Below are 13951 nucleotides of genomic sequence, written 5' to 3'. Positions count from 1 at the left end.
GCCGACGCCCGCCGCCATGGGGTCCGACCACCCCGTCCGAGCGGCCGTTCCCCCTCTGCGACCACCCGTCCGACTCCTGCCTGTACGGTTCAGGAGTACCGGCGGACCGGCCGCCGGACGAACGGAGCTGGGCACGCATGGGAACCCTCAAGGGCAGGACGGCGCTGGTGACCGGGGCGAGCCGCGGCATCGGACGCGGGATCGCCAGACGCCTCGCGGCGGACGGCGCACTCGTCGCCGTCCACTACGCGAGCAACGAGGAGGCCGCCGCGCGGACCGTCGCCGGCATCCGCGACGACGGCGGACGCTGTTTCCCGGTACGGGCCGAGCTCGGCGTCGACGGAGACGTCCGGGCCCTGTTCGACGCTTTCGACGCCGGAGCCCGCGAGCAGGGAGCCGGACCGGGGCTCGACATCCTGGTCAACAACGCCGCCGTCAGCATCTCCGCGCGCATCGCGGACCTGCGGGCCGAGGACTTCGACCGGCTGATCGCGGTCAACACCCGGGCCCCGCTGTTCGTCATCCAGGAGGCGCTGACGCGCATGGGGGAGGGGGGCCGCATCGTCAACATCTCCTCCGCCGCGAGCAGGAGAGCTCTGCCGCGCACCCTCGCGTACTCCATGAGCAAGGGGGCGGTCGACTCCTTGACCCGCACCCTGGCGGAGGAACTCGGCCCCCGCGGCATCACGGTGAACGCCGTGGCGCCCGGGTTCGTGGAGACCGAGATGAACGCCTCCCGGCGCGCCACCGAGGAGGCGCGCGCCGCGATCGCCGCGCTCTCCGCCTTCGACCGGATCGGCCGCCCGGAGGACATCGCCGACATCGTCGCCTTCCTGGCGTCCGACGACTCCCGGTGGATCACCGGTCAGTACATCGACGCCACGGGCGGCAGCAAGCTCTGACGGGGGTGCCCGAGCCCGCGGCCGTCGCGCGGCTGAGGGCCCCCCGGAAGTACCGGACCGCCGGCGCCGCGGGTGTCCGCCCGGCCGTAGCAGGGAGTTGAACGTGCGGGACGATGTCGTCGACCCCGTTGCCCACAATCGGGCGGCCTGGGACAGATATGTCCAAGAAGGCAACGAGTGGTCGAGGCCGGTGAGCGCCGAGGACGTCGAGCGCGCCCGTCGGGGCGACTGGTCGGTCGTTCTCATCGGGCGTGAGCCCGTCGACCGCTCCTGGCTGCCGGCCGACCTGACCGGCAAGGACGTGTTGTGCCTGGCCTCCGGAGGCGGCCAGCAGGGTCCGGTCCTCGCCGCCGGGGCGCGGGTCACCGTGTTCGACAACTCACCCCGCCAGCTCGGCCAGGACGAGATGGTGGCGGCACGCGACGGACTGCGGCTGCGCACCGTCCTGGGCGACATGTGCGACCTCAGCGCTTTCGGAGACGCGACGTTCGACGTCGTGTTCCACCCGGTCTCCAACCTGTTCGTACCCGACGTGGCGCCGGTCTGGCGCGAGTGCCACCGCATCCTGCGACCGGGCGGAACCCTGCTCGCGGGCTTCCTCAACCCTGACGCGTACCTGTTCGACCACGAGGCGCTCGACGAGCGCGGCGAGCTGGTCGTCGTGCACACGCTGCCCTACAGCGATGTCACGCACTACTCCGCCGAGGAACGCGCCGCGAAGTTCGGCGCGGACGCCGCCCTCGAATACAGCCACACCCTCACCGGCCAGATCGGCGGGCAACTCGCCGCCGGGTTCGTCCTCACCGGCTTCGCGGAAGCGCCGCACCAGTCCAACGCGTCCGCTCCCTACCTGTCGCACTACTTCGCGACGAGGGCGGTCAGAGCGGGCTGACCCGGCGGTGGGGCCGGCCGGGGCGGGGCCGCCCCCGAACGGTCCGGCGGAGCACGGTGCCGGGCCCGCCCTCTTCGGCACGCCGACGCTCCGCGGGCCCTCAGCCTCGCTGAGCCACGATCAGGCAGGTGCTGGTCGCGTGGGCGAGGAGGCGGTCCTCCGCGTCCAGCAGCTCCGCCTGCGCCAGACAAGTGGTGCGGCCGTTCTTGAGGACCGTGCCCACCGCCCGCACGGTGCCGGTGTCCGACGTGATCGTCCGGAGGAACCTCACGTTGAGGTCGAGGGTGGTGTACCCCACCCCGGCGGGCAGCACCGAGTGGACGGCACAGCCGGCCGCCGAGTCGAGCAGCGTCGCGTACACACCGCCGTGGACACTGCCGATCGGGTTGTAGTGCTCCTCGCCCGGCTCCAGCGTGAACACCGCACGCCCGACGTCCACTTCGGTGATGCGGAAGCCCATCATCCGGCTGATCGGCGGGCTGGGGAGACGCCCGGCCACGAGATCGCGCAGCACCTCCAGTCCGGTCGCCGTGCCCACGGCACCGGCCGAGATCGACGGGTCCTCCCAGTCGTACGTGCGTGTCCGGCCCATCTGCTGCGCTCCCGTCACTCGTGTCCACCCGGGGCTGCCCCCGTACTCCCCGGCGGGTGTGCGAAGGCAGCCGCGGCACCTCAAGGTGTCCCGCGACTCCCGGCGGCTGCGCGACGTCAGCCGCGGCACCTCTCCGCGTGGCCGGGACGCACCGCGTACATCCAGTACGCGGACGTCCCTCCGCCTCGCGACGCACCGCATCCGACGCCGCAGACGGAGCCACCGGGGATTTCGGGACGGCCTTGGCCGCGATGCACCGTATCCGAATCCGCGCACCGATCCGCCACGTCACGGCAGCTCCGCGCGTGAGAACCAGCACGATCGCGGCCATGTCGCCGCGCGGTCGCGGGACCGCCCCAGGTCCGCTGTGCCTTGTCCCGGCACCGGCCCGCCTACCCCGGCTCGGCGTCCCCGGCCTCCTGATCGGCGGCTTCGTTGGCGCGGTCGATCTCGGCCATGTGCTCCTCCGCCCAGGTGCGCAGCCCCGAGAGCGCGGCTTCCAGGGACAGCCCGAGTCCGGTGAGCCGGTAGAAGACCTGCGGCGGCACGGTCGGTTCGACCCGGCGCGACACCAGCCCGTCGCGGGTCAGACTTCGCAGCGTCACGGACAGCATCTTCGGCGAGACGCCGGGCATCCGGCGTCCCAGCTCCGCGAAACGCACCTCGTCCGGTGCGGCGTCGGCGAGCGTCTTGACCGCCATGGACGTCCACTTCGTGCCGATGCGGTCCAGCAACTGCCGTGTCGGGCACAGCGGATCGAACAGGTCGCCGCGTATCCCGCGACCGGCGGTCCGCGCTCCTCGGGTGGTCACCTGCGGCTCACCACCTTCCCTGAAAGTGCCGTCTGGGAAGCGGCCGGACGGTTGCCTATCGTGCTGTGGTCACCCATGGTAACCAGCCGGAGGAGCCATCATGTCCGCAAGCACCGCACCCCGACTGCGCCGCGTCACGGCCAACGGCGTCCGGCTCAATGTCGCCGTCGCCGGGGACGGGCCCGCGGTTCTCCTGCTGCACGGTTTCCCGCATACGTGGCGACTCTGGAGCGGGATCATGGGCCGGCTGGCCGGACGGTATCGGGTCATAGCCCCGGACCTGCGCGGCTTCGGCGCCAGTGAACGTGCCACCGGGGGGTACGACGCGGGCACGCTCGCCGCCGACGCCGAAGGGCTGCTCGACGCACTCGGCGAGCCCTCGGCAGCGGTGGTCGGCATCGACGCGGGCACCGCCCCCGCCGTCCTGCTCGCGCTGCGCCGACCCGGCCTCGTCCGGCGCCTGGTCGTGATGGAGGCGCTGCTCGGCCGCCTGCCCGGAGCGGAGCAGGGCCTCGCGGGCGGCGCCCCGTGGTGGTTCGGCTTCCACGCCGTCCCCGGCCTCGCCGAGACCGTCCTGGCCGGCAACGAGGCCCCGTACGTCGACTGGTTCCTCGACTCGGGGACGCTCGGGCGAGGAGTCCCCGACGACATCCGGGCGGCCTTCGTCCACGCATACACCGGGAGCGAGGCCCTGCGCTGCGCCTTCTCCTACTACCGGGCCCTGCCCACCAGCGCACAGCAGATCCAGGAGGCCGTCGCGACGACCCGGCTGACCGTGCCCACCCTGGCTGTCGGCTCACACCCCGTCGGCGCCGGGCTAGAACACCAACTCCGCCCGATCACGGACAATTTGACGGGACATCAGATACAGGACTGCGGCCACATCATCCCTCTCGACCGGGCCGACGCTCTGTTCGCGCTCCTCGCTCCCTTCCTCTCCGCGGATCTGCCGCAGTGACCGACGCGAGGCCGGAACCTCCGGGCGTGGCCCCCTGCCGAGCCGGAGACCGGGAACGCCGTCGCGGGCGCCGCAGCCGTGCCCCGCCCCCGCGAGGCACCCGCGGCCCCCTCGCGGGGCTGCCTAGGATGCGGTCCATGCCGACCACACCATCCGCCCCCGCCGGTCCGCGCCGCCCTGAACCGTTCACCCCGCAGACCCCTCCCGGGGCACTCGAAGACCTTCGCGCGCGGCTGCGCGCGACCCGCTGGCCGCAGATGCCCGAGGACGCGGGATGGGCCACCGGGACGGACCTCGGCTACCTCCGGGAGCTCGTCGCCCACTGGGCGGACGGGTTCGACTGGCCGGCCCAGGAGGCCGCGCTCGCCCGCCTTCCGCACTTCCGTATCCCCCTCGGCGGGCTGGGCATCCACTTCGTGCATGCGCGGGCCGTCGCCCCGGCCGGACCGGTGCTGCCGCTGGTCCTCAGCCATGGCTGGCCGGACTCCTTCTGGCGGTACACGAAGGTCATCGATCTCCTCACCGACCCAGGTGCCCACGGAGCCGATCCGGCCGACGCGTTCGACGTGGTCGTACCCGACATGCCGGGCTACGGGTACTCGGACCGTCCGGTCGGGCCGCCCCTCGACGCGATCGCGGTGGCCGGCCTGTGGGCCGAGCTGATGGACGTACTGGGCTATCGGCGGTTCGGCGCGGCGGGTGGGGACATGGGCAGCCATGTGAGCCGTTACCTCGCGCTCGACCACCCCGAGCGGGTCGTGGCCGTCCACCGGACCGACGCGGGCCTGCCCCGCCACGCGGGCGACCCGGCGGAACTGGCGCCGGAGGAGCGCGCCTGGCTCCGGGACGCCGCCGCCTGGGGCGCGTCCGAGGGGGCCTACGCCCTGATGCAGAGTACGAAACCCCGTACCGCCGCCGTGGGACTCAACGACTCACCGGCCGGGCTCGCCGCGTGGATCGTCGAGAAGCTGAGGGGGTGGAGCGACTGCGGCGGAGACGTCGAGCGAAGCTTCACCAAGGACGAGATCCTGACCAACGTCACGCTCTACTGGCTCACGGGGACGATCGGTTCGTCCATGCGGATGTACGGTGCGAACGCCGCGATCGCGCCCGCGCAGCACGCCCGCCGGGTGGAAGTGCCGTCCGGTTTCTCGCTCTTCGCCGGTGACGTCGTCCGCCCGCCCCGCGCCTGGCTCGAACGCACGGCGAACGTCGTGCGCGTGAGCGAACCGCCGCGCGGCGGACACTTCGCCGCGTTCGAGGAGCCCGAGCTGTACGCGGAGGAACTGCGCGCCTTCTTTAGGCCGTACAGGTCTCTCGCGGTGGACTGACGCGGCTCCGGCCCGACGCGCGTGCTGTGGGGTGTCCTGCGACGCGTGGTGGATCAGTGCGCGGCGTCGGAAGCGGTGCGTCGCAGGGCGACGCGGTCAGCGCCGCCGCCCCGGCCCGGCCGTACGGTCACGCGGAGACGGCCTCCCGCGCGGCGTGGTGGCGGCTGATGTTTCGCGCCAGCAGCTCGGTCGACTCGCGGACCCCGACCTCGCCGGTGGCGCCGGCCTCCGGCAGCCGCCCGTCCGCGAACTGCAGCTCCGTCAGCGCCGTGTCCATCGCCCGGTGCGCGGCGAACAGGCAGGGAGTGCTGTAGATCGCCGCGTCCACCCCGAGCTCCGTCAGCTCCGTGAGCGACAGACGGGGGGACTTGCCGCCCGCGATCTGGTTGAACAGCAGCGGCTTGTCGCCGACCACCCGGCGGATCCGCTTGATCCACTCGACGCTGCGTACCCCGTCCACGAGGACCACGTCGGCGTCGGTCGCGGCGAGGGCCTCCGCCCGGCGCAGGATGTCGGCCTCCTTTGTGGCGTCCGTACGCGCGACCACGACCAGGTCCCTGCGGGTGGCCAGCACCAGCTCCAGCTTCTCCAGGTACTCGTCGAGGGGGAGCACCTCCTTCCCGTCCGCGTGACCGCACCTGCGGGGCCGCTTCTGGTCCTCCAGGATCACCCCGGAAGCGCCGACGCGCTCCAGGCGCTGCACCACGTGGCAGGCGACCTCGAGGTCGACGTAGCCGTCGTCGATGTCCACCAGGAGATGCTGACGGGGAAACGCCCCGCGCAGCCGTTCGACGAATGCCGCCATGTCGGGCCAGGCGATGAACCCGATGTCGGGCAGGCCGTAATAGGACGCCGCGAATCCGAATCCGGAGACGAAGAAGCCGTTGTAATGCTGGGCGGCCACCGATGCGGAGTACATGTCGTAAATTCCGATGAGCGGCGTCGTGCCGGACTCCTGGATTTCCTGGCGCAGGGCATTTCCGTACGTCATTACTGGTTCTCCGTGGGGTGATGGCCTGGAGCTGCCGGTCAAGGTGGCGCGACCGCCCGTCGGGGGAGTCCGGGGCGAGGGGTTGACTTCGCACAGTCGGATGATCGGTCAAGTGTTGATTGATTTTTCCGACGAACGGAGAAGGGGTGATCCAGGAGGATTCGTCCGCCCTTCCCGGAAAACCATAGCTTTGCCTGCTGATTGCCTGCAAGGGGGTGTTCCGGCTCCGGCGGAAAATTCCGTCCGTCATCTCGACAGAACAATTGAATGCCGAAGTCCGGGCCGGGGTGGATCAGGCTGGATCAGGGAGCGAGGCGCGGCACCCGGGCGCGCGGGCCGGCGTGATCCAGGCGAAGGACCTGGCGGCGCGAGGGGCGGTGTGTCCGGTGAAGTCGTCGGGGCAGGCCGCGGCCCGCCACCCACCAGGAGTGGGGGAGAGCGGGCAGGGAAATGCCCGTGAGGCGCGCGTCAGGTCGCGCCTCACGGGCGGTCGAGGGGCTCGGATTCCGGGCGGGTCGAGGGACTCGGTCTCCGGTCCGGTCCGGGCGAACGGAGCGGCGCTACCGGCTGTCCGCGGTCAGCCGGCCGACTGCCTCGCGCGTCAGCGCGCGCGGGTGGGGCTCCTGGTCCAACGCGCGGTGCAGGGTCATGCCCTCGATCAGGGCGTCGACCTGGCGTGCGGTCTCCGGGTCGAAGCACCGCTCCAGGAGGGCGCGGCTGCGGAGCATCCACGCGTGGGTCAGCTCGCGGTACTCGGGCCGACGGGCGGCGAGGGTGTAGAGCTCCTGGCCCAGAACGAGGTCGCGGCGGGGGCCCTCGGACAGGGTGTGGATGAGGTCGGTGACCGCCTCCCGGGCCTGCTCGACGGTCTCCACACCGGTGAGATGGTGCTCGAAGACGGCCACGATGTGACTCGCGAAGAGAGTGAACGCCTCGCGCAGCAGCTCGTCCATGCCGTCGAAGTGATACGTCATCGACCCGAGCGGGACCTCCGCACGCACCGCGATCTTGCGGTGGGAGACGCCGGGCACGCCGTCGTCCGCGATCAGATCGAGGGTCGCGGCCAGGATGCGCTCGCGCCGCCCCGGATCCGCCTGCCCGGTCGCCATCAGATGCTGCGCACCGGGCGGGCCGGGTTGCCGACCGCGACGACGTTTGCGGGGATGTCCTTGGTGACCACGGAGCCCGCGCCGATGACGGAGTTGTCGCCGATCGAGACACCCGGGCAGACGATGACGCCGCCGCCGAGCCAGACGTTGTCGCCGATGGTGATGGGGAGCGCCGCTTCCAGCTTGTCCCGGCGGGGCTGCGGCTCCACCGGGTGCGTGGGGGTGAGGAGCTGGACGTTCGGTCCGATCTGGCAGTCCTCGCCGATGGTGATCCGTGCGACGTCCAGAGCGGTCAGATGGTAGTTGACGAAGGTGCGGGCCCCGATGGAGATGTTGCTGCCGTAGTCGACGAAGAGCGGCGGCCTGAGGTCGACGCCCTCGCCCACCGAGCCGAGCAGCTCGGCCAGGACGGCACCGTGCCGGCCGCCGTCCGAGAGGTAGGCCTCCTGGTAGGCGGCCGTCAGCCGCATGGCGTTCTTCTGGCGCTTCCAGATCTCGGGGTCGTCGGCGATGTAGAGGTCCCCGGCGAGCATGCGCTCCAGCTGGGTGCGCGGGTCGTCGGCGAAGTAGTCCGTCGTCGTCATGCGTACGATCGTACGCCTTGAACGGGGCGGATGTGCGCCGGCTCCGTCGGGTGTCCGGAGCGGGGGCCGGGCGACGGCCCTTCGGCGACACGCCCTACGGGCGCCTCGCGACGAAGACGAACTCCTTCCCCGGGCGGTCGGGCGCGTCGCGGACGGCCTCCACCGTGAAGCCGAGCGCGGTCAGGTCCTTCCCCACCTCCTCGCGCTCCCGGAAGCGCAGCGTCGAGTCCGACGTCAGGACCTCGCCGTCCGCCGCGAAGACATAGGTCCAGCGGAACGTCACCAAAGGCTGCCGCACGTCGACGAGTTCGACCCAGCTCTCGACGGATCCGGCACCCGGCACGTCCGTGACCCCGTGGGACTTCTCGCGGGTCCACTCCTCCCAGGCGCGCGCGGCGGGATCGCGAGTCTCGAACACGAGCCGCCCGCCCGGCCGCAGAGCTCCGTACGCGCCGCGCAGGGTCTCCTGCCACATCTGCGGATCGGCGACGGCTTGGGCGACGTTCGCCGTCATCGTCACCAAGTCGACATTGAGCGCGGGGAGTTCCGAGGCATCCGCGCAGATCCAGCGCACCCGCTCGGCGCCCGGCTTGGCGCGGGCGACATCGACGGACGCCCGGGCCGGGTCGATTCCGGTCACCTCGATCCCGCGATCCGCCAGCAGAAGCGCGAACACGCCCGTGCCGCAGCCGATGTCCAGCACCCTGCGCGCCCCGAACTCCTCCGCCATCCGGAGATACGCGTCGAGATCGCTCCGGTCGGGGTCCAGCGGATCGTAGAGCGCGGCGAGCCGCGGATGTCCGAAGCATGCGTCGACCATGATCCGATGCTACCCGCGCGGGTTGACGTGTCATGGACCCCCCGGACCCCCCGGACGCCCCGGACGCCCCGGTCGGCCCGGGCGGCCAACCGGGGTGTCCACGGCCCGCGTTCGCTCGCGGGTCAGCCCGCCGCGAGGAGTTCGAGGGTGTCGATCACGCGGTTGGAGAAGCCCCACTCGTTGTCGTACCAGGCGACCACCTTGACGTGGCGGCCGTCGACACGGGTCAGGGCCGAGTCGAAGATCGACGAGGCCGGGTTCCCGGTGATGTCGGACGACACGAGCGCGTCCTCCGAGTATTCGAGCACCCCGGCGAGCGGACCCGCCGCCGCGGCGCGGTACGCCTCCAGCACGTCCTCGCGGCTCACGTCACGGGCGACGGTCGTGTTGAGTTCGACGATCGAGCCCACCGGCACCGGCACCCGGATCGAGTCGCCCGACAGCTTGCCGTCCAGATTCGGCAGCACCAGGCCGATCGCCTTGGCCGCTCCCGTGGTGGTCGGCACGATGTTGACGGCCGCCGCGCGGGCCCGGCGGGCGTCGCGGTGCGGGCCGTCCTGCAGGTTCTGCTCCTGCGTGTACGCGTGCACCGTCGTCATGAAGCCGTGCTCGATACCGGCGAGTTCGTCGAGTACGGCGGCGAGCGGCGCGAGGGCGTTGGTCGTGCAGGAGGCGTTCGAGACGATGGTGTGCGTCGCGGGGTCGTACGCGTCGTTGTTGACGCCGTACGCGAGGGTGACGTCGGCACCGTCCGCCGGGGCACTGACGAGTACCTTCTCGGCCCCCGCGTCGAGGTGGGCGCGGGCAGCCCCGGCGGAGGTGAAGCGGCCGGTCGCCTCCAGCACGATGTCGACGCCGAGCTCGGCCCACGGCAGCTTCGCCGGGTCGCGCTCGGCGAGCACGGCGATGCGGCGGCCGTCCACGACGAGGGTGTCGCCGTCGGCGGAGACCGGGCGGCCCAGCCGTCCCGAGGTCGAGTCGAAGGCGAGCAGCCGTGCCAGGGCGGCGGGTTCGGTGAGGTCGTTGACCGCGACGATCTCCAGCTTGCTGTCGCGTTCGAGGAGCGCGCGCAGCACGTTGCGTCCGATGCGGCCGAATCCGTTGATGGCGATGCGAGTCATGAGCGGTGTCCCTTGTCCCTCGGTGCTGTCCGTCGTGCGGTTCACCACCAGGTTCGCGCGCCGCGCGGGCCGGTGACAGCGGCTCGATCGCCACGGTCCGCAAGGATCGTGCCAGCGCGCAGGAGGGAGTGATGGACCGGCCCGCTCCCGGCGGGGAGCCGCTACTCGCCCCGCGCGAACGTCTGCCGGTACTCGCTCGGGGTGGTGCCGAGGATGCGCTGGAAGTGCAGCCGCAGGTTCGCGCCCGTACCGAGCCCGACATCGGCGGCGATCTGCTCGACACCCCGCTGCGAACGCTCCAGCAGCTCCCGGGCCATGTCGACACGGGCCCGCATCACCCACTGCATCGGCGTGTACCCGGTGTCCTCGACGAAGCGCCGCGAGAAGGTGCGCGAGGACACGGCGGCGTGCCGGGCGAGCGCGTCGAGGGTGAGCGGCTCACCGAGCCTGCGCAGCGCCCACTCGCGGGTGGAGGCGAACCGCTCGCCGAGGGATTCGGGCACACTGCGCGGCACGTACTGGGCCTGGCCGCCACTGCGGTACGGGGCCGCGACCAGCCGGCGGGCCGCGTGGTTGGAGGCCGCCACCCCGAGGTCGCCGCGCAGGATGTGCAGGCACAGGTCGATGCCCGACGCGGCCCCGGCCGACGTCAGCACGCTGCCGTCGTCGACGAAGAGGACGTTCTCGTCGACGCGGACGAGCGGATGCTTCGAGGCGAGCGCCCGGGTGTAGTGCCAGTGGGTCGTGGCCCGTTTGCCGTCGAGCAGGCCGGTGGCCGCGAGGGCGAAGGCGCCGGTGGAGATGGCGGCGAGCCGGGCCCCCCGGTCGTGCGCGGTGATCAGCGCGTCGAGGACGGCCCGGGGCGGCTCGTCGCGGTCCGGGAAGCGGTATCCGGGGACGAAGACGATGTCGGCCCACGCGAGCGCGTCGAGGCCGTCGGCCACGTGGTACGAGAGCCCGTCGCCACCCGTCACCAGCCCCGGCGCCGCCCCGCACACCCGCACCTCGTAGGGCATGCTCGCGCGGGTCGTGAACACCTGTGCGGGGATGCCGACATCGAGCGGTTTGGCGCCTTCGAGCACGAGGACGGCGACGTGATGCAGGGGTGAGGCGGGCACGCGGACAGGGTACGCGGGCCGTCGCCCGCTCTCCCGGACCGTGACCCTCGTCCGTCCGCCCCCGCACGTTCGGCCGTCGCGAAAACCCTTTCGGGATTCTCGGCGCGCGTCCTTCGCAGGGGTGGAGTACGGGGCGCGGGAGCCTGCATCCGGCGGACGGGGGCAGGAGTACGTCAAGGTCCCGCGGGCTCGCGGGACATGAACCGGTATTCCTCCCTCGACACGGGGGAGTGGGACGGAGAAGTGATGTCCTCGTTGACGAACGCCGCCGATGCGTCGGCCGCCCCCGCGTGGTTACACGTCGCGGTGATGGTGATCGCGGTCCTGGTGCTGCTGTACAGCCTCTCCAAGCGCAGGAGTTGACCGGTTGCCCGGCAGCCGCGCGCACCAGCCCCGCGCGGGAGCGTCCGAGGCGGTGCGGCGAAGGCGGGGGCGGACGGGCGGAGAAGCCGAGGGCGGACGGGGGCCAAGGCGGGCGGTGACCACGGAAGTCCCGCTCCGCTCCGGCAGGGTCACCCGGCCGGTGACGCCGGGCCGCGGCCGTCCAGCACGGTCGTACGGAAGGACGCCACCACCGGCCGCAGATCGACCCGGTGCCACGCGGCCCACAGGTGCACCGATCCCCGGTGCCAGGGAAGTTCACGGACCGTGACCCCCTCGGTGGCGCCGCGGACCATGCTCCGCTGGACCAGCGCCAGCCCCAGACCGGAGGCGACCAGCCCCAGGGCGGTCAGCGGCTCCGGAGCGCTGAGACGGATGTCCGGGGTGAAGCCCGACGCCACGCAGTCGGCCACGAACCCGTCCCTGGCGGCCGGCTCGCCCGAACCCTCGACGGCGATCCAGGGCTGACCGTCCAGATCCCGGGCCGTGATGTCCGCCCGGTCCGCCAACGGGTGGCCCGCCGGAAGCGCGAGCAGCAGCGGGTCCTCAAGCAGCGGGGCGGCCGTCAGGTCGGGGTCGTCCTCGGCCGGCGGGCGCGGTACGAGGGCGATGTCGAGGCTGCGCTGGCGCAGTCCCACGAACTGCTCCTCCGGATCGAGGCTGTAGAGCGCCACGTGGATGCCGGGACGTTCCCCCTGGAGGGTGCGCAGCGCCGCCGGGAGGACACCGGTGTGCATGGCGTCGGAGACGTACCCGATGCACAGCCCTCCCTCCTCCCCGCGCCCCAGGCGGCGGCCCAGGTTCTCCAGGCGGTCCGCGTGCCTCAGCAGCGCGCGCGTCTCACTGAGGAAGACCCGCCCGTCGGCGGTCAGGCGGATACGCTGCTGGCTGCGCTCGAACAGGGTGAGGCCCAGGTTCTTCTCCAGTTGGGCGATCTGCCGGCTGAGGGGCGACTGCGAGATGTGCAGTTCCTCCGCGGCACGGCCGACGTGTTCCGCTTCTGCCACGGCCACGAAATAGCGAAGTTGTCGCAGGTCAAGCATGTAAGACCTCGGGGGACTCAAGTCAGTCCAAGCGTGTCTTGGACAGTCTCAAGTATCGCTCCTAATGTCGGATAAGTCAGACCGGCGGCCCGCCGAGGCTCTCACCGAGAGCCGTACGGAACGGTGCCGCCCCGCACTCTCCGTAAGGAATCCCCCCATGGGCATCGCCCCGCTCCTGTCCGGTCCGCTCGGCTTCGGAACCGCCCCGCTCGGCAACATGTTCCGCGCCATCCCCGACGCGGAGGCGGCTGCCACCGTCCAGGCCGCCTGGGATCACGGCATCCGCTACTTCGACACCGCACCGTTCTACGGAGCGGGTCTCGCCGAGATCCGCCTGGGCGAGGTGCTCGCCGCCCAGCCGCGTGACGACTACGTCCTCAGCACCAAGGTCGGCCGGGTGATCCTGGACGAGGTGGAGGACCCGGCCACCCGCGAACTCGGCGAGAAGGGCGGGCTCTTCGAGCACGGCCGCCCCAACAAGATCGTCAACGACTACTCCGCCGACGCCACGATGCGCTCCGTCGAGGACAGCCTCACCCGGCTGAAGACCGACCGGCTCGACATCGTCTGGGTGCACGACATCGCCCAGGACTTCTACGGCGACGAGTGGCTCGCTCAGTACGAGAGCGCCCGTACCGGCGCCTTCCGCACCCTGGACAAGCTCCGCGCCGAGGGCGTCATCAAGGCCTGGGGCGTGGGCGTGAACAAGGTCGAGCCGCTGGAGCTCACCCTCGACCTGGACGAGCCGAAGCCCGACGCGTTCCTGCTGGCCGGCCGCTACACCCTCCTCGACCACGACCGCGCCCTGCAGCGCCTGCTGCCCGCCGCCGCCGACCAGCACGTCGACATCGTCGTCGGCGGACCCTACAGCTCGGGCATCCTCGCCGGCGGCACCCACTTCGAGTACCAGCAGGCACCGGCGGAGATCATCGCGAAGGTGGAGCGGATCAAGGCGCTCGCGCAGCGCCACGGGGTCGGCATCAAGGCCGCCGCGCTCCAGTTCTCCCTCGCCCACCGGGCCACCGCCGCGGTCATACCCGGCGCCACCCGGCCCAGCCGCATCGCCGAGGACGTCGCCGCGCTCGGCGAGCGGATCCCGGCAGGCTTCTGGGCCGAGCTGCGCGAGGAGCGCCTGATCGCGGCCGACGCCCCGGTACCGACCGCCTGACCGCCTGACCACCTGACCGCCGCGGTGGGGGGGGGGGCCGGGGCCCCCCCCCCCCCCCCCCCCGGGGGGGGGGGCCCCCCCCCCCCCCCCCCCCCCCCCCCGAACACGCGTAACAAACCAAGGGGACCC

Annotated in this window: 14 protein-coding genes; 5 read left to right on the top strand and 9 right to left on the bottom strand. The window is 72.1% G+C overall.

Going from position 1 to position 13951, the window contains the following annotated elements; genetic code table 11:
• Positions 1-137: 137 nt before the first annotated feature.
• Together ACFWEE_RS20850 and ACFWEE_RS20845 are read left to right on the top strand one after the other, a co-directional pair.
• On the top strand, positions 138-902 hold the full coding sequence (locus tag ACFWEE_RS20850) for an SDR family NAD(P)-dependent oxidoreductase (protein WP_386891035.1): 765 nt from the start codon (positions 138-140) through the stop codon (positions 900-902).
• Positions 903-1005: 103 nt separating this feature from the next.
• Positions 1006-1794 (top strand): class I SAM-dependent methyltransferase, encoded by a 789-nt coding sequence (locus ACFWEE_RS20845; RefSeq protein ID WP_386891033.1) that lies wholly within the window; start codon positions 1006-1008, stop codon positions 1792-1794.
• A gap of 100 nt (positions 1795-1894) precedes the next feature.
• Here ACFWEE_RS20845 and ACFWEE_RS20840 read toward each other — a convergent pair whose 3' ends face one another.
• Together ACFWEE_RS20840 and ACFWEE_RS20835 are read right to left on the bottom strand one after the other, a co-directional pair.
• On the bottom strand, positions 1895-2386 hold the full coding sequence (locus tag ACFWEE_RS20840; RefSeq protein WP_386891031.1) for a PaaI family thioesterase: 492 nt from the start codon (positions 2384-2386) through the stop codon (positions 1895-1897).
• A 392-nt stretch (positions 2387-2778) separates the two neighbouring features.
• Complete coding sequence (locus ACFWEE_RS20835; RefSeq protein WP_386891029.1) at positions 2779-3198, bottom strand: winged helix-turn-helix transcriptional regulator; 420 nt, start codon at positions 3196-3198, stop codon at positions 2779-2781.
• A gap of 100 nt (positions 3199-3298) precedes the next feature.
• Here ACFWEE_RS20835 and ACFWEE_RS20830 point away from each other — a divergent pair, with 100 nt between their 5' ends.
• Together ACFWEE_RS20830 and ACFWEE_RS20825 are read left to right on the top strand one after the other, a co-directional pair.
• Positions 3299-4156 carry an alpha/beta fold hydrolase gene (locus ACFWEE_RS20830; RefSeq protein ID WP_386891027.1) on the top strand — a complete coding sequence of 286 codons (858 nt, stop codon included), beginning with the start codon at positions 3299-3301 and terminating at the stop codon, positions 4154-4156.
• A 137-nt stretch (positions 4157-4293) separates the two neighbouring features.
• Positions 4294-5487, top strand: a complete 1194-nt coding sequence (locus ACFWEE_RS20825) for an epoxide hydrolase family protein (RefSeq protein WP_386891025.1) — start codon at positions 4294-4296, stop codon at positions 5485-5487.
• Positions 5488-5614: 127 nt separating this feature from the next.
• Here the strand turns inward: ACFWEE_RS20825 and ACFWEE_RS20820 are convergent, their stop codons facing one another.
• The 7 genes from ACFWEE_RS20820 to ACFWEE_RS20790 form a co-directional block, all read right to left on the bottom strand.
• A complete protein-coding gene (locus tag ACFWEE_RS20820; RefSeq protein ID WP_386891023.1) occupies positions 5615-6478 on the bottom strand; it encodes an oxaloacetate decarboxylase in 864 nt (287 codons plus the stop codon).
• A gap of 560 nt (positions 6479-7038) precedes the next feature.
• Complete coding sequence (locus ACFWEE_RS20815; protein ID WP_386891021.1) at positions 7039-7587, bottom strand: TetR/AcrR family transcriptional regulator; 549 nt, start codon at positions 7585-7587, stop codon at positions 7039-7041.
• The gene (locus ACFWEE_RS20810; RefSeq protein WP_386891019.1) at positions 7587-8171 is read right to left on the bottom strand and encodes a sugar O-acetyltransferase; all 585 of its coding nucleotides are present in this window, start codon (positions 8169-8171) and stop codon (positions 7587-7589) included. The genes ACFWEE_RS20815 and ACFWEE_RS20810 overlap by 1 nt, the downstream gene beginning before the upstream one ends.
• A gap of 94 nt (positions 8172-8265) precedes the next feature.
• Complete coding sequence (locus ACFWEE_RS20805; RefSeq protein ID WP_386891017.1) at positions 8266-8991, bottom strand: class I SAM-dependent methyltransferase; 726 nt, start codon at positions 8989-8991, stop codon at positions 8266-8268.
• Between the two features lie 122 nt (positions 8992-9113).
• Positions 9114-10112, bottom strand: coding sequence for a type I glyceraldehyde-3-phosphate dehydrogenase (gene gap, locus ACFWEE_RS20800; RefSeq protein ID WP_386891015.1), 999 nt, complete (start codon positions 10110-10112; stop codon positions 9114-9116).
• 161 nt (positions 10113-10273) lie between these two features.
• A complete protein-coding gene (locus tag ACFWEE_RS20795; protein WP_386891013.1) occupies positions 10274-11230 on the bottom strand; it encodes a GlxA family transcriptional regulator in 957 nt (318 codons plus the stop codon).
• Positions 11231-11742: 512 nt separating this feature from the next.
• A complete protein-coding gene (locus tag ACFWEE_RS20790; RefSeq protein ID WP_386891012.1) occupies positions 11743-12654 on the bottom strand; it encodes a LysR substrate-binding domain-containing protein in 912 nt (303 codons plus the stop codon).
• A 157-nt stretch (positions 12655-12811) separates the two neighbouring features.
• On the opposite strand from ACFWEE_RS20790, the gene ACFWEE_RS20785 reads away from it, so the two are divergent.
• Positions 12812-13822 carry an aldo/keto reductase gene (locus tag ACFWEE_RS20785; RefSeq protein WP_386891010.1) on the top strand — a complete coding sequence of 337 codons (1011 nt, stop codon included), beginning with the start codon at positions 12812-12814 and terminating at the stop codon, positions 13820-13822.
• Positions 13823-13951: the final 129 nt, after the last annotated feature.

Origin of the sequence: Streptomyces sp. NPDC060184 (assembly GCF_042728795.1) — a bacterium.
Lineage (GTDB): Bacteria > Actinomycetota > Actinomycetes > Streptomycetales > Streptomycetaceae > Streptomyces.
This window is presented reverse-complemented; position numbering and strand designations above follow the sequence as displayed.

What these genes read in the sequence shown, in the direction of transcription:
- ACFWEE_RS20850 (WP_386891035.1), top strand. Translation starts at nt 138, where the DNA reads ATGGGAACCCTCAAGGGCAGGACGGCGCTGGTGACCGGGGCGAGCCGC.
- ACFWEE_RS20840 (WP_386891031.1), bottom strand. Translation starts at nt 2,386, where the DNA reads ATGGGCCGGACACGCACGTACGACTGGGAGGACCCGTCGATCTCGGCC.
- ACFWEE_RS20830 (WP_386891027.1), top strand. Translation starts at nt 3,299, where the DNA reads ATGTCCGCAAGCACCGCACCCCGACTGCGCCGCGTCACGGCCAACGGC.
- ACFWEE_RS20825 (WP_386891025.1), top strand. Translation starts at nt 4,294, where the DNA reads ATGCCGACCACACCATCCGCCCCCGCCGGTCCGCGCCGCCCTGAACCG.
- ACFWEE_RS20820 (WP_386891023.1), bottom strand. Translation starts at nt 6,478, where the DNA reads ATGACGTACGGAAATGCCCTGCGCCAGGAAATCCAGGAGTCCGGCACG.
- ACFWEE_RS20815 (WP_386891021.1), bottom strand. Translation starts at nt 7,587, where the DNA reads ATGGCGACCGGGCAGGCGGATCCGGGGCGGCGCGAGCGCATCCTGGCC.
- ACFWEE_RS20810 (WP_386891019.1), bottom strand. Translation starts at nt 8,171, where the DNA reads ATGACGACGACGGACTACTTCGCCGACGACCCGCGCACCCAGCTGGAG.
- ACFWEE_RS20805 (WP_386891017.1), bottom strand. Translation starts at nt 8,991, where the DNA reads ATGGTCGACGCATGCTTCGGACATCCGCGGCTCGCCGCGCTCTACGAT.
- gap (WP_386891015.1), bottom strand. Translation starts at nt 10,112, where the DNA reads ATGACTCGCATCGCCATCAACGGATTCGGCCGCATCGGACGCAACGTG.
- ACFWEE_RS20790 (WP_386891012.1), bottom strand. Translation starts at nt 12,654, where the DNA reads ATGCTTGACCTGCGACAACTTCGCTATTTCGTGGCCGTGGCAGAAGCG.
- ACFWEE_RS20785 (WP_386891010.1), top strand. Translation starts at nt 12,812, where the DNA reads ATGGGCATCGCCCCGCTCCTGTCCGGTCCGCTCGGCTTCGGAACCGCC.